The organism is Streptomyces sp. NPDC030798 (assembly GCF_055572275.1).
The window spans coordinates 71,992-92,980 of sequence record NZ_JBVIDR010000017.1 but is presented as its reverse complement, the minus strand read 5'-3'; the positions used below and the strand labels follow the sequence as shown (position 1 = coordinate 92,980).

19 protein-coding genes are annotated in these 20,989 nt (G+C 72.8%); 11 read left to right on the top strand and 8 right to left on the bottom strand.

Going from position 1 to position 20,989, the window contains the following annotated elements; all coding sequences use genetic code 11:
- Positions 1-10: 10 nt before the first annotated feature.
- The 4 genes from ACZ404_RS31810 (at position 11) to ACZ404_RS31795 (ending at position 4,785) form a co-directional block, all read left to right on the top strand.
- The gene (locus ACZ404_RS31810; protein WP_468445932.1) at positions 11-2,548 is read left to right on the top strand and encodes an NACHT domain-containing protein; all 2,538 of its coding nucleotides are present in this window, start codon (positions 11-13) and stop codon (positions 2,546-2,548) included.
- 122 nt (positions 2,549-2,670) lie between these two features.
- The gene (locus ACZ404_RS31805) at positions 2,671-3,066 is read left to right on the top strand and encodes a VOC family protein (protein WP_468445930.1); all 396 of its coding nucleotides are present in this window, start codon (positions 2,671-2,673) and stop codon (positions 3,064-3,066) included.
- Between the two features lie 87 nt (positions 3,067-3,153).
- Positions 3,154-4,236 carry a class I SAM-dependent methyltransferase gene (locus ACZ404_RS31800; RefSeq protein WP_468445928.1) on the top strand — a complete coding sequence of 361 codons (1,083 nt, stop codon included), beginning with the start codon at positions 3,154-3,156 and terminating at the stop codon, positions 4,234-4,236.
- Between the two features lie 138 nt (positions 4,237-4,374).
- The gene (locus tag ACZ404_RS31795) at positions 4,375-4,785 is read left to right on the top strand and encodes a hypothetical protein (RefSeq protein WP_468445926.1); all 411 of its coding nucleotides are present in this window, start codon (positions 4,375-4,377) and stop codon (positions 4,783-4,785) included.
- Positions 4,786-4,804: 19 nt separating this feature from the next.
- On the opposite strand, the gene ACZ404_RS31790 is transcribed toward ACZ404_RS31795, so the two are convergent.
- The 6 genes from ACZ404_RS31790 to ACZ404_RS31765 form a co-directional block, all read right to left on the bottom strand.
- The gene (locus ACZ404_RS31790; protein WP_468445924.1) at positions 4,805-6,121 is read right to left on the bottom strand and encodes a phospholipase D-like domain-containing protein; all 1,317 of its coding nucleotides are present in this window, start codon (positions 6,119-6,121) and stop codon (positions 4,805-4,807) included.
- Positions 6,122-6,216: 95 nt separating this feature from the next.
- Positions 6,217-6,888, bottom strand: a complete 672-nt coding sequence (locus tag ACZ404_RS31785; RefSeq protein WP_468445922.1) for a serine/arginine repetitive matrix protein 2 — start codon at positions 6,886-6,888, stop codon at positions 6,217-6,219.
- Positions 6,889-7,251: 363 nt separating this feature from the next.
- Positions 7,252-8,637 carry a sensor histidine kinase gene (locus ACZ404_RS31780; protein ID WP_468445920.1) on the bottom strand — a complete coding sequence of 462 codons (1,386 nt, stop codon included), beginning with the start codon at positions 8,635-8,637 and terminating at the stop codon, positions 7,252-7,254.
- Entirely contained in the window at positions 8,634-9,302 is a 669-nt protein-coding gene (locus ACZ404_RS31775) for a response regulator transcription factor (protein ID WP_468445918.1), read from the bottom strand. Before ACZ404_RS31775 ends, ACZ404_RS31780 begins: the two co-directional genes overlap by 4 nt.
- Before the next feature lie 249 nt (positions 9,303-9,551).
- Positions 9,552-9,989: a nuclear transport factor 2 family protein gene (locus ACZ404_RS31770; protein WP_468445916.1), complete on the bottom strand. Its 438-nt coding sequence runs from the start codon at positions 9,987-9,989 to the stop codon at positions 9,552-9,554.
- Between the two features lie 12 nt (positions 9,990-10,001).
- Positions 10,002-10,922, bottom strand: coding sequence for a zinc-binding dehydrogenase (locus tag ACZ404_RS31765; RefSeq protein ID WP_468445914.1), 921 nt, complete (start codon positions 10,920-10,922; stop codon positions 10,002-10,004).
- 135 nt (positions 10,923-11,057) lie between these two features.
- Between ACZ404_RS31765 and ACZ404_RS31760 the strand changes: the two genes are divergently transcribed.
- On the top strand, positions 11,058-12,008 hold the full coding sequence (locus tag ACZ404_RS31760) for a LysR family transcriptional regulator (RefSeq protein WP_468445912.1): 951 nt from the start codon (positions 11,058-11,060) through the stop codon (positions 12,006-12,008).
- 117 nt (positions 12,009-12,125) lie between these two features.
- Here the strand turns inward: ACZ404_RS31760 and ACZ404_RS31755 are convergent, their stop codons facing one another.
- On the bottom strand, positions 12,126-13,622 hold the full coding sequence (locus tag ACZ404_RS31755) for an MFS transporter (RefSeq protein WP_468445910.1): 1,497 nt from the start codon (positions 13,620-13,622) through the stop codon (positions 12,126-12,128).
- Positions 13,623-13,669: 47 nt separating this feature from the next.
- On the opposite strand from ACZ404_RS31755, the gene ACZ404_RS31750 reads away from it, so the two are divergent.
- A complete protein-coding gene (locus ACZ404_RS31750) occupies positions 13,670-14,596 on the top strand; it encodes a helix-turn-helix transcriptional regulator (RefSeq protein ID WP_468446061.1) in 927 nt (308 codons plus the stop codon).
- 18 nt (positions 14,597-14,614) lie between these two features.
- On the opposite strand, the gene ACZ404_RS31745 is transcribed toward ACZ404_RS31750, so the two are convergent.
- A complete protein-coding gene (locus ACZ404_RS31745; protein ID WP_468445908.1) occupies positions 14,615-15,244 on the bottom strand; it encodes an MmyB family transcriptional regulator in 630 nt (209 codons plus the stop codon).
- A 461-nt stretch (positions 15,245-15,705) separates the two neighbouring features.
- Here ACZ404_RS31745 and ACZ404_RS31740 point away from each other — a divergent pair, with 461 nt between their 5' ends.
- The 5 genes from ACZ404_RS31740 to ACZ404_RS31720 all read left to right on the top strand — a co-directional run bounded on the left by ACZ404_RS31740 (position 15,706) and on the right by ACZ404_RS31720 (position 20,968).
- On the top strand, positions 15,706-16,203 hold the full coding sequence (locus tag ACZ404_RS31740; RefSeq protein ID WP_468445906.1) for a MaoC family dehydratase: 498 nt from the start codon (positions 15,706-15,708) through the stop codon (positions 16,201-16,203).
- Complete coding sequence (locus tag ACZ404_RS31735; RefSeq protein ID WP_468445904.1) at positions 16,200-16,634, top strand: MaoC/PaaZ C-terminal domain-containing protein; 435 nt, start codon at positions 16,200-16,202, stop codon at positions 16,632-16,634. The genes ACZ404_RS31740 and ACZ404_RS31735 overlap by 4 nt, the downstream gene beginning before the upstream one ends.
- A gap of 360 nt (positions 16,635-16,994) precedes the next feature.
- On the top strand, positions 16,995-19,106 hold the full coding sequence (gene pabB / locus ACZ404_RS31730) for an aminodeoxychorismate synthase component I (protein ID WP_468445902.1): 2,112 nt from the start codon (positions 16,995-16,997) through the stop codon (positions 19,104-19,106).
- A complete protein-coding gene (locus tag ACZ404_RS31725; RefSeq protein WP_468445900.1) occupies positions 19,103-20,020 on the top strand; it encodes an aminotransferase class IV in 918 nt (305 codons plus the stop codon). The genes pabB and ACZ404_RS31725 overlap by 4 nt, the downstream gene beginning before the upstream one ends.
- A 6-nt stretch (positions 20,021-20,026) precedes the next feature.
- Positions 20,027-20,968: a diiron oxygenase gene (locus ACZ404_RS31720; protein ID WP_468445898.1), complete on the top strand. Its 942-nt coding sequence runs from the start codon at positions 20,027-20,029 to the stop codon at positions 20,966-20,968.
- Positions 20,969-20,989 lie beyond the last annotated feature (21 nt).

The following is a 20,989-nucleotide window of genomic DNA, read 5'->3' as shown; positions in this document are numbered from 1 at the left end:
GTCCGGCACGGTGGTGCTCGCCAACGGCAACGCCCGACAGGTCAACGTCCTCCGCGACAACTACGCACCGATCTACTTCACCTCCGCGCCCACCCCGGCCCGCTCCCTGCACCAACTTCCGCAGGCGCCGAAGGACTTCAGCGGACGCAGGGACCACATCGCCGCGGTCGAGTCCCTGACCGGCGACGCCGGCCCCGGCCCCCACGTCATCGACCTGTACGGCACCCCGGGCGTCGGCAAGTCCGCCCTGGCCGTGCACATGGCCCACCGGCTCGCCGGGCGGTTCGACGAGGTCCAGCTCTACGCCGACCTGGGGGAGCAGAGCGGCGAGCCGCCCACCGCCGCGCAGATCCTGCAGCGCTTCGTCGCCGACCTCGACCCCGCCACCCTCAGCGTCCCGGTCGGCGCCCAGGACCTCCCCCAGCGCTACCGCTCCCTCCTCGACGGGCGCCGCTGCCTGGTCCTCCTCGACAACGCCCAGTCGGCGGACCAGGTCGCGGACCTGATCCCCGCCACCGCGACCTGCCTCGTCCTCGTCACCTCCCGCGTCCCGCTGTCGGCGATCGACGGCGTCCTGCTCCACCACCTGGACCTGATGAGCGAGGCCGAGGCGCTGACCCTGCTCGCCGAGGTCTCCCAGCGCCACTGGTCCGGCACGGACGACGAGCACGCCGCCCGCACCCTCGTCCAGCAGTGCGGCCGCCTCCCGCTGGCCCTGCGCATCGCGGGCGCGCTCCTCAAGCGGAAGCGCCACTGGACCGTCGGCAGGCTCGCCGAGGTGCTCACCGACGAACGCACCAGACTCGCCAAGCTGGCCGACGGCTCCCTGGACGTCCGCGGCAGCTTCGAGATCAGCTACCGCGGCCTGAACGAGGCCGAGGCCCACGCCTTCCGCGTCCTCTCCCGGCTCCCGCTCAGCCGCTTCGAGGCCCGGCACGCCGGAGTCTTCCTCCAGGTGCCGCAGGCGCGGGCGGAGGAGCTGCTGGAACTCCTCGTCGACGCCCAGCTCGTCGAGACGAGCGACGGCGTCCACTTCCGCTACCACGACCTGCTCAAGCTGTTCGCCCGGGAGTACTGCGAGACGGCGGGCGACGACACCGACGGCACGCATGTCGCCCGCTTCCTGGAGGTGTACACCAGCGACTTCCTGGAGAGCTACCGCGCCCGGCTGCTGGACAGCCAGTGGTCCGGCGCCGGCCCGGGGGCGGACCTCAGCCGCGCGCGGCGGATCTCCTCCCCCGACGAGCTCTACATCCCCCAGCGTCTGACCTCCGCCGAGGGCACCGGGTCCGGTGCCCTGCACGCTCCCTGGCAGGCGGTCGTCGCCGAGCACCGCAAGGTCCTCGTCCTCGGCGGCGCCGGCACCGGAAAGACCGTCCTGGCGGACCGGATCTGCTACGAGGTCGCCGCGGGGGACGACGGTGGTCGGCCGGATGTCGCCTTCACCGCCCCCTTGCGCCGGCGCGCCGGCCGGCCGCAGCCCCTCGAGCGGCTGATCGCCGACTCGGTCGGCCTGCGCCACGACCTGGAGATGCCGTACGAGACGCTCGAACTCCTCCTCACCGAGCGCCGCACGCTGATCATCTTCGACGGACTCGACGAACTGCCCGTCCGCGAGCGCGACCGCGCCCAGGCCGACGTGGCCAGGTTCTGCGCGAGGTACCCGCGGGCCGGGGTCGTGGTCTTCAGCCGCCCCGGCGCCTCCGTCTCGGGCCTGGTGGCGAGCGGCTTCGCCGCGCACGAGATCGACAGGTTCTCGCCGGGTGACGTGCGCACCTACCTCTCCCTCTGGGCGCAGGCGACCCGCATGTCCGAGCCGGCAGCCGACCGGCTCCTCACCGAGGTCACCTCCTCCCCGGAGCTGGCCGACTGGCTCTCCACTCCGCTCCTCCTGGCGCAGCTGGCCGCCGTGTATGAGCGCCGTGGCGTCCTCCCGCGCCGGCTGATCGACCTGTACGACAGCACGTACGTCCTGCTCTTCGGCGGCCGTGAGGGCTACCGGGGCATCTCCCGCTCCGCCCTCCGGCCCGAGGAACTCGGCCAGGTCGTGTGCCGCCTGGCCTACCGGTTCGTCACCCGGCCCGGCGGCTCGCCCGACATGCCCGGCCATGAGTTCGCCGCCGCCCTGCGCAGGGCACTGCGCCACACCGTCCACGAGTCGCGCGTCTCCGGGCTCGCCGAGGAACTGCTGGCCCTGTTCGCCGAGTCGGACTTCCCCGTCCGTCCGGCGCCGGCCACTGCCTCCGACACCGCGCCCCGCTGGACCCTGGTGCGGGACCCCTTCGGCCAGTACCTCGCCGCCCGCTACATCGCGCGGTACAGCCGCGAGTGGGACGTCGCCGACACGGTGCGCAGGAGGGTCGTGAAGGCGGTCAGGGCCACGGGTTTCGTCGAAGGTGCCGTCCATGTCGTGCACCTGCTCGACGAGCGGTCGCCGTCCGCCGCGGACGACCTCGTCACGGCCCTGGAGCACGAGCTGGGCCGGACAGCCGACCCCGACCACAGGTCCCTGGAACAGATCCTGAACGCGCTGCGGGCGCCCTCCTGAGGCCCTCGCGGGCCCGGTCGCGTGCCGGATCGTGACGCGGACGGGCCTCGTGCGGCGGGGCCGAGATCTACGCTGGTGTCACGGGAGGGACGGTCGCGGCACTTCTTGCGGGAGGCGCACCCATGGCCACGGTCCGCTACATCGTCGACGACGTGGACGCGGCGCTCACCTTCTACTGCGCCCACCTCGGCTTCCGCGAGCTGATGCACCCGGCACCGGCCTTCGCCCTGCTGCTGCGCGACGACCTCCGGCTCGCCCTGAGCAGGCCCGGGGGCGGCCCGGGCGGCGGCCAGGCCCTGCCCGACGGGACGCTGCCCCGGCCCGGCGGCTGGAACCGGTTCTCGCTGCAGGTCGAGGACCTCGAGGCCGAGGCCCACCGCCTGCGCGAGGCGGGCGTCCGCTTCCGCACCGAGATCGTCACCGGGGTCGGCGGCAGGCAGCTCCTCGTCGAGGACCCGTCCGGCAACGTGGTCGAACTCTTCGAACCGACCCTTCCGGAGGCTCGCGAGAGGCGGTGAGCGCGAGGCCCGTCCCCGGCAGCAGCCGGGCCATGACCTGCCAGAAAGGGCTCATACGTGCCAATGGGGTGGGGAATGGGAGGAATCATGTCGACGTCCGAGACACACCGGGCGCAACCGGACCCCGCCCGGCAGGAGGCGTTCGCCGCCGGGATGGTGGATGTGCTGAACAAGGCGGCGCTGGCCCTGCTCATCAGCGTCGGCCACCAGACGGGGCTGTTCGACACCCTGGCCGGGCTGCCGCCCTCGACGAGCGCCGACACGGCCAAGGCGGCGGATCTCGACGAGCGGTACGTCCGCGAATGGCTGGGCGGCATGGTCGTGGGCGGGATCCTCGAGTACGACCCGGAGCGGGAGACCTACACCCTGCCCCCGGAGCACGCCGCCTCGCTCACCACCGCCGCGGGCCCGGACAACCTGGCGGGCCTGATGCCGTACATCGCCCTCATGGGCGAGGTCGAGCAGCAGGTGGTGCGCTGCTTCCGGGAGGGCGGGGGCGTGCCCTACTCGGCCTATCCCCGGTTCCAGGCCCTGCAGGCTGAGGAGACGGCCCGGGTCTACGACCGGGCGCTGGTCGACACGATCGTGCCCCTGGCACCCGGGCTGTCCGAGCGGCTGCGCGACGGCATCGACGCCCTCGACGTGGGCACCGGCCAGGGCCACGCCCCCCTGGTCCTCGCCCAGGCGTTCCCGGCCGGCCGCTTCCACGGCCTGGACCGGTCGGAGCCCGCGATCGAGTCGGCACGGGCCGCGGCCGCCCGCGCGGGCCTGCGGAACGTCCACTACACGGTCGCCGATGCCACCGACATCACCGGTGAGTACGACCTCGTCACCGCCTTCGACGTCATTCACGACCTCGCCCGCCCGGCCGAGACGCTCGCGGCCATCGCCCGCGCCCTGCGCCCCGGCGGCACGTTCCTCATGGGCGACATCGCCGCCTCCAGCAGGCTGGAACGGAACATCGGCCATCCCCTCGGCCCCGCCCTCTTCGGCTTCTCCGTCTTCTACTGCATGACGACCTCGCTCAGCACCGGCGGAGCCGGCCTGGGCGCGGTCTGGGGCCAGGAGAAAGCCCTCCGCATGCTCGAGGAAGCAGGCTTCGGCCCGATCGCCACCGAGTCCGTGGAGGGCGACCTGCTCAACGTCTACTACGTGGCGACCAAGCGCTGACGAAGCGGGGGCGCTGCACAACCGTTTGGGCGGTTGTTCACACCTACGTGTGAATTGGTGAATGGATGTCCGGTACGACGGCTGGGGTGTGCGCTGTGCTGGGGGTGCGCGAGAGCGTGCCGAGGCGGAGGGGGACGTATGCGTGTCGTCGTTCTGTGTGCGTGGCTGGTCACCGCGGTGCTGGGGGGCTGTCTGGCCACCGTGTGGATCCGCCACGGCGGGCTGCGCCAGCGCCTGCCCGGAGTGACGCGGCTTCCGCTGTGGCTGGTCCTCGGGCATGTGGCGCTCGCGGTGGCCGGGCTCGTCGCCTGGGTCGCGTATGTGGCGGGCAGCGCGCGCGGCTCCGCCTGGGCGGCGTGCGCCATCGTCCTGCTGGTCGCCGCCTTCGGCTTCATGATGCTGCTGCGGTGGCTGCCCAGCTCCGGCCGTCACTCGCGGGACGCGAGCACCGCCGAGCGGCACTTCCCGCTCACCGCCGTCGTGGCCCACGGCATGTGCGCCGGCGCGACCGTGCTCCTGGTCGTGCTGGTGGTGGTGGGCGGGATCTGAGCGGGGCACGCGGAGCAGGTCAACCGCCGCAGGCGGAACGGATCCTGTAGAACGTGCTCAGGTACTTCGCGTGGTACGAGGCGCTGGCGATCCGGACGAACGCCTCGTCGGCCGAGCGCAACGACGACCCCGTCAGATTGGCGCTGCCCGTGTACACGCGCGGCGTGAGGTCGCCGTTGTAGGAGCCGTCGATCAGAAGCTGCTTGTTGTGCGGGCGGACGTCGATGCCCGGGCCGCGGTGGATGCTGCAGGCGCGGTGCTGGATGCCGGCGGCGTTCAGCCGGCTGGTGATCGCCGAGTCCGTCTCGGTGTAGATGACGTCGACCCAGCAGCCGCTGCGCCGCAACTGCGCCAGCTTGTCGGCGACCTGGCTGCGCGAGCCGAGGAAGCTGTGCGTCAGGACGCGGATGTCGGTCTGATGCCGCTTGCCGTCCGTGCCGGTGTAGCCGCAGCGGACCTCGTTGAGCAGGTTGACGACGGTGTCGGTGGCCGGGTTGTGGTAGGAGCTGTCGCCGCGGGGGAAGAAGAAGGCCCGGTACGTCGAGCCGGTCGGGGTGGAGAAGTACGCGTGGTTGTTGCCGTGCGCGAGGGTGCGGCCGTGGCGGAGCTGCTCGTGGTACGCGGCGTACCCGTCGTAGACGGCGCTGCTGGTGAAGGTGACGGCGTCGTTGAAGGACTCGACCTTGTACCAGTCGGAGAGGTTCGAGGAGGTCTGGAAGACGACCTTCGTGTAGCTGGTGCCGTCGTCGAAGGGGCCGACCCTGGAGAAGAGGAAGAACTTGTTGTGGTCGTACGCCGGTTCGGGCGGCGTCACGGCCAGGCAGCCGCGCTGGACGTCGTCCACGCCGTCGGGGTCCTCGAAGCGGTCGTCGCAGACCACGATCCAGGAGCGGGCCGCGTCATCGGTGCCGAGGCCGGCCTTGAGGGTCCGGTACGGCACGTTGGTGAACTCGGAGCCGCCGGCGCCGCTCACATAGGTCGAGTCGTCGACGATCAGCTTGACGTCGACGCCGCGCCGGTGGGCGGCGAGCAGCGCGTCGGCGACCTCCTGGTCGTCGAACTCGTACATCGAGCCCCGGATCGTCGCCCCGGCGGGCGTCGCGTCGATCAGCCGGACGAGCTGCGTGAAGATCGCCTTCTGCTGCGCCGGCGTACCCAACGGGTCGTTGAACACGGGCCCGCCGACCACCGGCTTCGTCAGCGCCACGGCCGGTGCCGCAGCGCCGAGCAGAACCGCTCCCACCAGCGCCAGCACCATCCCGACGGCACCGGACGGCACCGCCCGCCACCACCGCACCGGACCCCCACGCGGACACAGGGCAGAACGGGTCGTCATCAGCTACCTCAGGGATCACCGGGCCGGGACTACGAGCGTTCCGCGCCCCGCGCGCCGGTAACCTGACTCCCCGTCAACATCAACCGAACGGCGCCCTAGGACGGCGGTCCCGGGGGGTATCCCGGGGCGGGGCCGGCGGGGGAGGGGCCCCAGGAGGGCGGTGCCCAGGGGGTGGTGAGGGTTCGGCGGTGGCGGCTGCGGCGGACGGCGGTGACGACGGCGATGGTCGCGGCGGAGACGACCGCGGCGAAGAAGCAGCCGATCGCCCCGAGAATGCCGCCGACGGTGGCCCCCACCCGCGGCTTGTCGCCCAGCGCGAACTCGGCCGGCTGCTCCGAGGTGCAGGTGACCGTGTAGTCGCCGCTGCTGCCCGGCTTCACCTCGAAGACGCGCTCCCAGGTGCGGGACCCGGCGGTGATGCGGAAGGTGCTGTCCGGCTGGGTCATCGACCCGGACGCCATGCCCGGGATGCGGCAGTCGACCCGGCCCTCCCCGGACTGGGAGACGTAGATCGCCCTGGTCTCCCCCTGGACGAAGCTGAACGCCCGCGAGCCGCCGCTGGTGAAGGTCTGCGCGGTGTCGATCGAGTCGACCGTGTTCTTGACCGTCACGACGACGAGGGCGATGCCGGCACCGGCCAGCACCAGCGCCACCAGCGCGGCTACCAGGTACCAGATGCGCCGCGGCCGCAGGTCCTTCGCCGGTATGTTCGGCGGCAGAGGCGGCGGGCCGCCGTACGGTGTCCCCCAGGGAGTGTGTATCGCCACAACGCCGCATCGTAGGGGACGCCGGTGACGCGGGGACTGCCCGGCCGTCACGGGGTGAGTCCGGCTCTGCGGCAGGCGGAGGCCACCGCCGGGGCGCAGATCCGGCCGGTCGTGCAGACGCCGTCGCGGGGGTGTCGACCGCGGTGCCGGTGATGCGGCCCGGCTTCTCGCCGCGGTCCGGGGCGACGGCCGTCTTCGCGGCCGCGTCGGCCTCGGCCCTGAAGGGCTTGTATCCGCTCGTGTACGGCACGGCCGCGAGGTCGGCGTCCGGCGCGGCGATCGCGGCAACCATGTCGTCGGCGGGGGCCATCGGCGGCCGTCGTGCCCCCACGGTCGTCACCTGCGGCGCTCCCCGGGCGGCCGTCAGGCACCGGGCAGAGTGACCGTGAACCTTGCTCCGGGCGTGTGCGTGGGGTCGTGGCACACCTCGCCGCCTACCGCACGGGCCAGGCGCCGGGCGAGCGGCAGGCCGAGGCCGGCGCCGTCGTGGCCGTCGGCGGGGTCGGCGCGCCGGCCGGGCTGGAACAGCTCGCCGAGGAACGCCTCCGGCACGCCCGGGCCGTCGTCGACCACGTCGATCCGTACGGCGCCGGGCTCGGGGCGCGCGGTGACGGTGACACCGGAGCGGGCGTGGCGGACGGCGTTGGCGAGCAGGGGGCTGACGATGCGTTCCAGGAGAGCGGGGGCGACCCCGGCCCGCGGTGCCCCGGCTGCGCTCCCGACCGCCACTGTCACCCGGCCGCGGGTGTCGAGCCGCCGGACCATGCGGTCGAGGACGGGGACGACGTCCGTCGTGCCGGGGGCCGTGGACGGGGGGTTCAGCGCGTTCTCGCGGGCGTCGTTCAGCAGCGTGTCGCAGATGGTGCGCATCGACTGGGCGGCCTCGGTGAGCACCTCGTGGGTGGCGCGGGTCTCGGCCTCCGAGCGCGGACGGGACCGCCACCAGTCGAGCTCCATGACGATCCGGGTGAGCGGGGTGCGCAGCTCGTGGGACAGCTCGCCGGTGAGCTGCTGTTCATGGCGCAGGACGGTGCGTATGCGGTCCAGGAGCGCGTCCAGCGAGGCGCCCAGGCGGGCCAGTTCGGCCGGATGCGTGTCGGTGCCGAAGCGCTCCTGCGAGCCCACGGCGCTCCACTGGGTGGCCTGGTCGGTCATCGTCCGCACCGGGCGCAGCGCCCGCCCGACGGCGAGGCGCGTCAGGACGTACGTGCACGCCAGCATGACGGCGTCCAGGATCAGCGACCCCAGCAGCAGGGTGCCGGCCGAACTGCGGTACGGGCCGAGGTCCAGGGCGGTGACGACGGTGGCGGTGGTGCGGCGGCCGTGCAGCGGCCGGGAGCACAGCCGGACGGGCCGCTCCCCGTGGCCGTGGACGCTCGCGCAGGTCGGGGCGGGCCGGCCGGCCAGCCGGTCGGCGGCCTGGGTGAGCGGGCTGCCGGCCGTGGCCGACGGGGGTTTCTCCAGCAGCCGGGTGCCGGCGTAGATCCACACGTTGGCGTCGAGGAGGTCGTCGTTGGCGGTCGCCAGGATGCGGACCCGGGGCCCGCTGGTGTCGACGGTCGTGGCCACGGCGGCGGCCCGGTTGCGCAGCTCGTCGTCCGCCTGGTGCTGCAGATGGCGGTCCATCGCCGCGTTGAACACCACGGTCAGGACGGTCATCAGCAGCGCGGCGGCGGTCAGGGCCACGAGGGAGAGCCGGCCGCGCAGGGTGCGGGGCGTCAGACGGCGCAGGACGCGGTCGAGGGTCATGACAGGTGGTGTCCGACGCCGCGTGCCGTGCCGATGCTCAGCGCGCTGCCGGCCTCGCGCAGCTTGCGGCGCAGCCGCGTCAGGTACTGGTCGAGGGTGTTGTCACTCACGTACGCACCCTCGGGCCAGCCCGCCCGGAGCAGCTCGCGCCGGGACACATGGGCTCCGGCCGCGGCCACGAGCGTGGCGAGCAGCCGGAACTCGGTCGGGGTGAGGGGGACGCGGGCACCGTGCACGGTGGCGCTGTGCCCGACCGGGTCCAGGACGAGGTCGCCGGCCGTGGCGGTGGCGGGCGGTGCGGCCGGCGCCCGTCTGAGGGCGGCCCTGAGCCGTGCCGCGAGCTCGGCCAGGTGGAACGGCTTCGGCAGATAGTCGTCGCCCCCGGCGGCGAAGCCGGACAGTCGGTCGGTGAGCCGGTGCCGGGCGGTCAGGAAGATCACCGGCGCCAGGAAGCCGTTCGCGCGCATCGCCTGGCACACGTCCCGCCCGTCGGCGTCGGGCAGCCCGACGTCGAGCACGGCCGCCGCTACGTCACCGGTGGCGAGCCGCAGGGCGGACGCGCCGTCGGCGGCGAGGACGGGGTCGAAGCCCTCCTCGGCCAGACCGCGCCGCAGCACGTCGCGCAGGACGTGGTCGTCCTCGACGACCAGGATCGTGTGACGCATGATTCGGTGGCAGCTCCTCGGCCGGGCGGTCGGCGGGGCCGGTGACGGACGACGGCGTGACTACAAGCATGTAGACACCAGGAACTGTAGACGAAGGACGGCCGAGCGGCGTTCCCGGCGGCCCCCACCGCAACGTCGGGCCCACCGGATTCCTGACCGGTCGACGAGCTTCACAAGACGTGCCGCAGGGAACGGGGCGCCTCACCGCGTGCCGTACGGAAGGCCGCGGGCGCGTGACACCCCCGGCAGTCAGTCGGCAGCGGTGGGCCGGTGGGTGTCCTGGCCGGGGAAGAGCGTCGCGGCCACGTGGTGGGTGTCGGCGTACTCGACGACGGAGACGATCCTGCCGTCGCGCACCGTGTAGATGCCGAGGCAGCGGTTGTCGTAGGTGTCGCCCCGCACGGTCCTGGCCCTGGAGGTCCATTCGGCCACCACGCGCTCGCCCTCGGTGATCGTGCCGACCAGTTCGATCTCCAGGGTGCCGGGGACGAAGACCGTTCCCATGCCGCCGAGGAACTCGTTGACGATCGCGTCGCGGCCCCGCCACACCTTGGAGACGGGCAGGCTGCCGGGATAGTGCCAGGTCGCGTCTTCGGCGAAGCTGTCGTGGATGACGTCGGCGTCGCCGTCGCGGACGGCCTCGACGTAGCGGACGACGACGGCCCTGGGGTCGGTGCCGGTGGTCATGGTCGTGCTCCTTCAGGAGAGGGTGAGGACGGCCTTGCCGCGGATGCGGCGGTCGCGCAGGTCGGTGAGGGTGGTCGCGGTGTCGGCCCAGTCCGTGATCCGGCCGATCTCGGGGTGCAGCCGGCCGTCGGCGGTCAGCCGGACCAGTGCCGCCAGGTCGTCGTCGAGGCGGGTGTCGGCGTCGAGGTAGTGGAAGTGGCGGATGACGGCCGATTCCGGCCCCGCGAAGAAGTCGAAGAAGTCGAGCGTCGCCGGCGTCCGGCTGGCCTGCCCGAACCAGATGAGCGTGCCGCGCCCGGCGAGCCGCGCGAGCGCGAGGGGGAGGGCCCGGCCACCGGTCGACTCCAGCACGATGTCGTACGGGCCCCGGGCGTCGGCGACGTCGTGGACGATCTCGGCGGCGCCGAGTCCGGCGAGCCGGGCGCCCCGTTCGGCGTCCCTGGTCACGGCGGTGACCTCGGCCCCGGCGGCGGCCGCGAGTTCGGTGACGAAGTGGCCCACGCCCCCGGAGGCACCGGTCAGCAGGACCCGCCGGCCCAGCACCGGTCCGGCGGCGCGCAGCAGGCGCAGCGCGGTGAGGCCGGCCAGTGGCAGCGCCGCGCCCTGGAGCACGCAGACGCCGTCCGGCAGCGCGGCGAGCGCGGTGGTCGGCACCGCCACGTACTCCGCCCAGCCGCCCGACATGGGGTGGCCGACGACCCGGGTGATGCCGGGCGGTCCGCTGCCGTCGGCGGCCGGCTGCACCACCAGGCCCGCGACGTCCTTCCCGGGCCGCTCGCCGGCGACGGGCTTCTCCAGCTTGAACGTCTCGCCCCGGTTGACCGAGAACGCCTCGACCTTCACGAGCACCTCGTCGGGGCGTGGCGTCGGTTCTGCGACGTCGGCGAGCACGACCGGTTCGGCGGGATCTCCGGTCGGTACGAACGCCTTCATGGGGTCGTCTCCTCACTGGCCTCGGGCCATCCGGCGGCGTGGCGTGCGGGACCATCCGACCTCGCGGCAGGGCGGCCCGGCCAACAACCGGATGACCCGGCCGACAACGCGCGGTTGTCGCATAGGGTCGGCGGCATGGACCTCGACCTCGCCCTGGTCCGCGCCTTCGCCGCGACCGCCGGGACACTGCACTTCGGGCGGGCCGCCGAGGAACTGGGCACCAGCCAGCAGGCGTTGTCCAAACGCATCGCGCGGCTGGAGGAGTCGCTGGGCGTACGGCTCTTCGAGCGCCGGGGAGGCATCCGGCTGAGCGAGGCGGGGGAGCGGTTCCTGCCGGCCGCGCGCGAGGCGCTCGCGGCGGGCGAGCGGGCGGTCGCGGCGGTGACGGGCACCGGGCCGGTCGTCCGGATCGACACGTGGGGCCACCTGTTCGCGCCGATGCGCACGGTCGCCGAGGCCGTGCAGACGCTCGGCGCGGTGCGGTGGGAGCCGGGCCCGGGGCGCGACTGGCCGTCCGTCGCGGGGGCTCTGCTGCGCGGGGAGACGGACCTGGGATTCGGCCGGGTGCACCCGCTGCCCGACGGCCGGGACGCCGGAATCACCCAGCGGCTGGTGCGGCTGGAACCCGTCGACGCGGTGGTCGGCCCCTCCCACCCGCTGTCCGGCGCGGACGCCCTGCGCCCGGCCGACCTGCGTGACAGTGTCCTGTGGTGCCCGGCCGAACTGGACCGCCTGGACTTCCTGCGCCGCTTCGCCGACGCGTTCCGGATCACGCGGCGGCACGACGGCCCCAACCTGGGCCTGGACCACCTGCTCCGGCAACTCCGCGCCGACCCCGAGGGCTTCACCCTCTTCCCCGCCGACGCGCCGCTGCCCGACCCCCTGGGCCTGCGCTGTGTTCCGCTCGTCGGGCCGACACCGCTGTACGCGTGGTCACTGGCCTGGCGGGAGTCGTCCCGCCACCCTCTGCTGGACACCCTGCTGAAAGGCTTCGCACAAGCGGGCCGGGCCCGGCGCTGGCTGGAGTACACACCGCGGCACGACTGGCTCCCCGACACCGACCATCCGAAACTCGCGGCCCGTTGAGCGCGGCCGGACCAGGGGCCGGCCGAGGCGCGTGGGCGGCTCGAGCCGCACCACGCGCAAGCGCCCGGAGAGGCGTCTCCGGGCGCTCGGCTCGCGATGGGGGGAGCCGGTCGGGCGTCAGGCGGCGTCGGCCGGCTTCTGGCGGGGCAGGGCGAGCAGCAGCGCGGTGGCGACGGCCGCGATGACCAGGTTCAGGATCGCCGCCGTGCCGAAGGCGTGCGCGTACTGCGCCACCCGGCTGCCGTGCGGGGTCAGGGCGTCGAAGAAGAACACGCCGATGACCGCGACGCCCACCGCACCGCCGACCTGCTGGCCGGTGGACAGGACGCCGGAGGCCATGCCGACCTCGCTCGGCCTGATCCGCCCGAGCACCGTGTTCAGGAGCTGGGGGAGCAGCAGGCCGTTGCCGAGGCCCACCAGGGTCAGCGGGGCGATCAGCGGGCCGGCCGAGAGCCGGCCACCCTCGGCGAAGGCCATCAGCAGCGTGGCGAGGAAGCCCGTCGCGGCCAGCACGCTGCCGAGTTCCAGAACGCGCCGGCCGTAGCGCGGCGTCCAGCGTGCCGCCAGCAGGCTGGTGGCGAAGAAGGCGACCGCCAGCGGGGTGTACTCGAGCCCCGCGCCCAGGGCGGACATCCCGAGACCGTCCTGCAGCATCAGCGAGAGGATCAGGAAGAAGGAGTTCACGCCGGCGTAGGCGACGACCACGAGCGTGATGCCGATCGCGAACGGGCGCTCGGCGAACAGCCGCAGGGACACCAGCGGGGCGCGCCCCACCCGTTCCACCCGGCGCTCGACCACGACGAACAGCGCGAACGCGACCGCGCTGCCGGCGAGGCTGATCCAGGTCCAGGCCGGCCAGCCCGCGTCGCGCCCCTCCACCAGCGGGATCACCAGGAGGAACAGCGCCACGGTGAGCACCGCGAGACCGGGCAGGTCCAGCGAACGGGCCTGCGGCGCGCGGCTCTCGGGCACCATCCGCGCCGCCAGCGCCAGCGTGATCAGGCCGATCGGGACGTTCACCCAGAACACCGGGCGCCAGGTGGTGCCGAACAGGTTCGCCGCGATCAGCAGGCCACCGACCAGCTGTCCGAGAATCGTCGACACGCCGATCACCGAGCCGAGCGCACCGAACGCGCGGTGCCGCTGCTGCGCCGGAATCAGCACCTGGATCATCGAGAAGACCTGCGGGAACATCAGCGCGGCGCTCAGGCCCTGCGCGAGGCGCGCCCCGATGAGCACCTCGGCGGTCGGCGCCAGGGCGCAGGCGACCGAGGTGAGGGTGAACAGGGCCATGCCGATCATGAACAGCCGCTTGCGGCCGAACGTGTCGCCGAGCCGGGCCCCGGTGATCAGGGCCACGGCGTAGGTGATCTGGTATCCGGCGACGATCAACTGGACCTGGCCGTCGGAGGCGTGCAGGTCGGTCTGGATGGCGGGGGCGGCGACCAGCACGATGAAGGTGTCGAGGATGGCCATGAAACTGCCGACGAGGATGACCGGCAGCGCCCGCCAGGGCGAGGCGGCGGCCGACTCCGCCGGGGTGGCCCGCCCGTCGGTCGCGTGCGGCGCGCTCGTCGGTCCGTGGGCGGCCGCGTCGGTCTTACGGTGCGTCATGTCGCCCAGCGTTCCATCGACTTCGGCCGCTGCACATGGGCGCGGATATGCTAGTGGTGGCGGCACCAGCATCGACGGCTACGTCCGTACCGGGGGATGGGATGGACAACACGGCGCAGCGGCAGGAGCTCGCAGACTTCCTCCGCGCCCGGCGCGGGCAGATCTCACCGCGTGACGTCGGGATCGAACCGGGGCCCCGGAGGCGCACTCCGGGGCTGCGGCGAGAAGAGGTCGCGCAGTTGTCCGGGGTGAGCGTGACCTGGTACACCTGGCTCGAACAGGCACGGGACATCACGGTCAGCAGACAGGTGCTCGACAGCCTGGCGCGCGCACTGCGCCTGACGACGGCCGAGAAGCGGTACATGTACACGCTCGCCGACCAGCAGGGCGTCGTGCGCCGGAAGGCCGCCGACGCACCGAGCGCCGAGCTGCAGCGCCTGGTGGACGCGCTCAACCCGAACCCGACGTACCTCATCGGCCCGAGCTGGGACCTGCTGGCCTGGAACGCGGCCGAGGCGGGGCTGATCGGCGACCCCGCCCGGCTGGCCGGTCCCGAACGCAACATCATCCGCATGGTGTTCACCGACCCGGAGACCCGCGGCCTGCTGGTGGACTGGCGCGCCCAGGCCTCCGGGCTGCTCGCCCAGTTCCGCGCGGACGCCGCCCGCAACCTGGGCGACCCGCGTTTTGAGCAGCTGAGCAACGAGCTGTACGGCGTCAGCGAGGAGTTCCGCGAGTTGTGGGACGAGCACCGCGTGGCCGACTTCGGCTCCGCCCGCTGGGAGTTCGACCACCCCCGGCTCGGCCGGCTGGCCGTGGACTACGTGCGGCTGGCCGCACTGCAGTCCCCGGGGGTGAAGCTGTTCACCTGCCTGCCGGCCGACCCGGAGACCGAGGCCAAGCTCCCCGGCCTGGTCGACCCGGAGCACACGTTCGGTCCTGTCGGTGCGGGGGCGGTGGCCGGGGCGCTCTGAGGGGCCTCCTGGGGGTGGTCAGCGGGCGGGGGCCTCCGAGAGAAGCGTCACGGCCGTGACGTCCCTCGTGTGCGACGTCAGCAGGCGGACCGTGACCACTCCGCGTCCCGCGTGGCGCAGTCGGCGCGGCTCGTCCCCGACACCGCTGGGCGCGTCCTCGATGTGCCGCGTACGCGGGTCGTTGCGGACGGCGTCCCGCAGTTTCTGCAGGGTCGGGTCGTCCGGGTGCCGGGCGAGAGCGAGACGCAGGTCCGCCAGGAGGTGGGGTGCCCAGTCCCGCTCCCAGTCCAGCAGGACCTCGTCACGGGCCTCGGCGGACAGCAGCGCCCACTCCGTGATGTTCGCCGGCGGCCCGCCGGACGGGAACATCTGCGTGAAGGCGTCGTTGGCCGCGATGACGTCGCCGGCCGGCGAGCAGACGTAGGCCATCTCCGTGTGACTGCCGGCCCAGCGGTGCCAGTGCGGGGAGACGGGCCCCGCCGGCAGCACCGGATCGGTCCTGAACAGGTCCAGATGGGCGATGCGCAGATGGTGGTCGCTGAAGTGCAGGGTCCTGGCGACCCGCAGGAAGAGTTCGGGCGACGGCGCCAGGACGCCGTTCTCCAGTTTCTGATACGTGCCCGTACCACCTCGAAGTGCCTCGTCCATGTCGGATTGGCGAAGGTGTGTGCTGCGTGAACGTCGTGTGGAGATACGGGGCGGTAGCCCGATTAACTCGCGGGTGCCCTTTGCGCGATACCTCCGGAGAAGCTCCTGATAATCGCGATCGGTAGGCCGCTTCTGATTCATTGTTTCCCCCGGTTTCGGATGACCGTTAACGGAATAGTTGAATCCGTTTCGTCTCCATGGTGCAGTCCGTTTCTGACGGTGCAGATACGTGCGCACCCCAACGGCACTCACTATATGTGCGCTCACAAGCCTGCCGTTGTCAGTCGCTTGTCACCCCTGAACCATTGTGTCCGGAACCGATCGGGTGCCTGATCGGCTCCGATCGGATGCACAGTGACGTATGACACGGCGGAAGTAAAAGAGTCGTCAATTCTTTCTTGGAGCGCGTCTCCAATCACGGGGGAACCCCGAACCACACGGGGAGGAAAGGTGGTTCGATCATGCCGCTGAATCGCGCGGTCATCGGCCGCAGTACCAAATCGGAAGCCGTCCTGGTGGTCACCGAGGACACGTTGCGCGACGCCGCGGCCCAGTTCGAGGAACCGCTCGCGGTGTACCGGGACCCGGAGGCTGCCCGTGCGCTCGGGCACCCCGCGCCGATCGCGCCGCCCGCATTCGCCTCGCGGCTGTGGTTCCGCATGGTGTGGGCCTGGCCGATGTACGAACCCGACCTCGGGCGCAAGCCCGGCGCCAACCTGCTGCTGGCCGACCTGCACACGGTCTCGCACCGCCCGGTCCGCCTCGGCGACCGGCTCACGCTGACCTCGACCGTCGCGGACATCACCGAGATCAGCCGGCAGCGCGACATCATCCACATCCACAACGAGATCGCCACCGAGGACGGCGAACCGGTGTGCAGCACGGGCTACAAGTTCGTCATCTCCCATGCGGACACCTTCGATCCGGCCGCCGGAACCGAGCAGGAGGGTGTGGCATGACCGCCAGGCTGCGCTACGAGGACACCAGCGTCGGACAGGAGCTGCCGGCCAAGGAGGTCACGGTCGACCGCCTCGCGCTGCTGCTGTTCGGCGGCCAGACCATGCGGCTGGACTTCGCCGCCACCCACTGGAGCGAGCGGATCTCGCGCTCCGTGGGACTGCCCGACGTGATCATGCACGGGCCCTTCACGCTCGGCAAGGTGCTGGAGATCGTCAACGGGTGGACCGGCGACCCGGGCGCCCTGGTGGAGCACCGCATTCGCCTGGCCCGGCCGGTCCCGGTCCCGGACGACGAGACAGGAGCGGTCTTCCGGCTGTCCGGGACCGTCGAGGAGAAGCTGCCCGGCAACCGGGTGCGGGTCGGGGTGACCGCCTCCTCACCCGAGGGCCAGGTGCTCGCCACCCTGCAGGCCACCGTCCAGCTCGCCTGAGAACCCGAGCAACCGCCGGACAGCCGGCCGACCGCCGGCCCCTGAACCCGACGGCCGGGCGGGTGCCGCCTCGGTCCCCCTTCGCGCACACCGTCGTGCGCCCAAGATCCCGGACGACCTGAGCCACCACACCGACCAGGGCCTTCGTGCCCGCCGGTCGGGCGAGCGGTGTGCGGTCGGCCCGGCGACGTGCCCACCGTTCCCAACGGCCAGGACGAGCACGTGCGTTCACCACCTCGCACGCGCCGGCCCGCGGCATGCTCGAACGCCGACCGCGTCGAGCAGCGGCGGCGCCCCCCACCCGACCTTCCGAGGCGAGCCCGACCGGCTGCCGAACGCCCTTGAACCAGGAGTATTCGAGTGCGCACCCTGCTAGTCGACAACCACGACTCGTACAGCTTCAATCTCTTCCAGCTGATCTCCCAGGTCACCGGCGTCGACCCGGTGGTGGTCGTCAACGACGACCCCGCCCTCGCCACGATGCCGCTGGACGGGTTCGACAACATCGTCGTCTCACCGGGGCCCGGCCGGCCGCAGAACGGCCGCGACCTCGGACACGTCGACGACCTGCTGCGGCGCACCACCCTGCCGGTGCTCGGCGTGTGCCTGGGCCACCAGGCCATCGCGCACCTGGCCGGCGGCACCGTCTCCTCCGCCCCGGAGCCGCGGCACGGCCATCTGACCACGGTCAAGCACAACGACGACGAACTCTTCGCGGGCATCCCCACCGAGTTCACCGCGGTGCGCTACCACTCGCTGTGCGTCCAGGAGCCGCTGCCCGACACCCTGATCGCCACCGCCCGCTCCGAGGACGGTGTGATCATGGCGCTGCGCCACCGCGACCTGCCGCGCTGGGGCGTGCAGTTCCACCCGGAGTCGATCGCCTCGGAGTTCGGACGGGAACTCGTCGCCAACTTCACCGAGCTGACCCGCCGTACCGCGGCCGCGCGCGCCCGGGCCGGTGAGCAGCCGCCGGCCGCGCAGGCAACGGCCGACGCAGAGCCTCGGGACACCGGCTCCGCCCCGGCCGGGCGACTGCGGGTCCTGAGCACCGACCTGCCCGAAGCGGTCGACACCGAGGCGGTGTTCCTGGAGCTGTTCGCCGACAGCCCGGACAGCTTCTGGCTCGACAGCAGCCGGGTGGAGGCCGGACTGTCGCGCTTCTCGTTCCTGGGCGACGCCGGCGGGCCGCTCAGCGAGGTGCTCACGTACCGGGTCGGCGCCGCGGCGGTCAAGGCGCGCGACGCCTCCGGCGTCCGCGTGCTCAGCGGCAGCGTGTTCGACGTGCTGCAGGCGCGGCTGCGCGAGCGCGCGGTCGATCCGGGCGCGCTGCCGTTCGACCTGACCGGCGGCTATGTGGGCTACTTCGGGTACGAGCTGAAGGCCGAGTGCGGCGCGAGCGTCCGGCACTCCGCCGACACCCCGGACGCCGCCTGGATGCTCGCCGACCGGCTGGTCGCGGTCGACCATCTGGAGAACCGCACCTACGTGCTGGCGCTCTACGACGAGCGGACCGAGGACGAGGCCCGCGCCTGGATCGAGCGCACCGCGGCCCGCCTGGTGCAGCTGCGCCCGGCACCGGTGCCGGACCGGACCGACGCGGGCCCGGCACCCGACCCCGCCGAGCACCTGGTGCGCGGGCAGGCCGGGTACGAGGACGACGTCCGCGCGGCGCAGCGTCAGCTGATCCGCGGCGAGAGCTACGAGATCTGCCTGACCAACAAGCTGCATCTGCCCTTCGACGACGACGACACGGAGTTCTACCGCCGGCTGCGGCGGCTGAACCCGGCGCCGTACTCCGCGTTCCTGCGCATCGACGGAGTGACGGTGTTCTGCTCCTCACCGGAGCGCTTCCTGCGGATCGAGCGGGACGGGCGGGTGGAGAGCAAGCCGATCAAGGGCACCGCCCCGCGCGACGCCGACCCCGAGCGGGACGCGGCGCTGGCCGCCGAACTCAGGGCCAGCGCGAAGACGCAGGCGGAGAACCTGATGATCGTCGACCTGCTGCGCAACGATCTCGGCCAGGTGTGCGAGGTCGGCAGCGTGCACGTCGATCCGTACATGGCCGTCGAGAGCTACCAGACGGTGCATCAGCTCGTCTCCACCGTCAAGGGGCGGCTGCGTCCGTCCGTCGGCGCGGTCGACTGCGTGCGGCGCTGCTTCCCCGGCGGCTCCATGACCGGCGCGCCCAAGCTGCGCACCATGGAGATCATCGACCGCCTCGAGACCGAGGCCCGCGGGGTCTACTCCGGCACCCTCGGCTACTTCGGGCTGTCCGGCGGCACCGATCTCAACATCGTCATCCGCACCGCCGTGCGCAACGGCGACGACCTGAGCATCGGGGCGGGAGGTGCGATCGTGCTCGACTCCGATCCGCACGACGAGTACCAGGAGATGATCCTCAAGGCCGACGCACCGTTGCGCGCCTACCGTGCGCCGCTCCCGGCCGAGGCGGGCACCGCGGCCCGATGAGCACCTCCACCCCGGCCCGGACCGGCCGCTACGTCTGGGACCCGGCCGCCGGTCCGCACGGCGCCCTGCTGCCCGAGCCGGCCGCGGACCCGGCGCCGGCCCCGTCCCCCTCGCTCGTCGCCGACTCATGGCTGGTCGAGGACGGCCGGGTACGGGCGCTGCCGGACCACGCGTGCAGGTTCCGGGACACCTGCGGCCGGCTGCTCGGCGTACCGTCCGGCCAGGTCACCGGCTTTCTGCGCGCGGCCGTGGGCCTGCTGCCGCCCCGGGGGCGCTGGTTCCCCCGGGTGGAGGCCCGGCCGGGCGCGCTCGGGCCGCGCCTGATCCTGTGGCTGCGCCCCGCGCCGCCGCGGGGCGGGCCGGTGGTGCTCTGGCACCCCGGCATGGCGGACCCCCGTGAACTGCCGTGGGCCAAAGGACCGGATCTCGACCTGCTCGGGCGGCTGCGCGAGGCCGCCCGGGCAGCGGGCGGCGACGAGCCGCTCCTGCTGTCCCCGTCCGGACACGTCCGCGAGGGCGGCACCACCAGCCTCGTCTGGTGGCGCGGTCCCACCCTCTGTCTCCCGCCACCCGGGCCCGATCTGCTGCCCGGAGTGACGCGGGCGCTCCTGACCGCCGAAGTGGCCGAAGCCGGCCACCCGGTGGTCTTCGAGACGGCCACCGCGGCGGACCTCGCCGGTGTGCCCGTGTGGGCGGTCAACGCCCTGCACGGCATCCGGCCGGTCGCCGGCTGGCTGAACCCGGTTGACGAGCTCCCACCACCCCCGGACTCGTCGGCCGAAGCAGAGCGCTGGCAGGCGCGCCTCGATCGGCTCGCCCTGCCCGCCCACCCCGGCCTGGTGCCCGACGCCGACGATCCGGCGCCGGGCACCGCCGGGGCCACCCCTTCCGCCGACCCGCAGCATCGAGGCTGACATCGCATGTCCACCGACACCCCTACGCAACGACCGAGCTACGAGCGCGACCTGCTGGCCCAGCTCACCCTGCGCTGGGGCCGACGCGTCGCGGTGAAGAAGGACGAACTCGACCTCGACGGGCACTTCGACCCGGACCTGCCGGACTTCCCCGAGCACCTCGTGCCGGTGCTCGCGCTCCCCGGCATCGAGCCGCTCGACCGGCAGGCCCGCCGGCGCATACTCGCCGCCGCGTGGGTCGCGTACAACGCCAAGACGGCGGCGATCGAGAACGAGATCATCCTGCCGGCCTGCCGGCTGATGCTGGAGGAGCGGATCCCGGTACGACGCGACGACGTGTCCTACACCGCCCTGCACCAGACCATCGTCGACGAGCACTTCCACATCCTGATGTGCCACAACGCGGTCGGTGTCACCAAGCGCCGGCGCGACCTCGGCGCCCTGGCCTTCGACCCGCGTGGCTGGACGGTCGTCCAGGGCCTCGACCGGGCCCGCGAGGGCCGCTCCGGCTTCGAACGCGACCTGGTCGAGATCGCCTTCTCCCTGGCCGCCGAGACCACCATCAGCGGCTTCCTGTCCACCCTGGCCACCGCGCAGGACATCCAGCCGATGAACCGGATCACCGTGGACATGCACCGGCGCGACGAGAGCGGACACGCCGTCGTGTTCCGCGAACTCGCCGGATCGCTCTACCGCTCGCTGGACGACTCCGAACGCACACTGTTCCGCGACGCGTTGATCAGCGGGCTGGCCGCGTTCCGGGCCGCGGACACCGACCCCTGGGTCGAGGTGGCCGCGGTCGGCGGCCTGCGGATCGAGCCCGGGCAACTGGCCGAGTGGGCCGCCGACCGCCCGGCCCCGCGGCGCGACACCGGCCCGCTGCAACTGCTGCTCGACGACCTCGGCATCGACCAGTCACTCGTCGACGCGGTGCCGCAGGGCGGCTGAGCCGGGAGCGCGCGCCGCCGC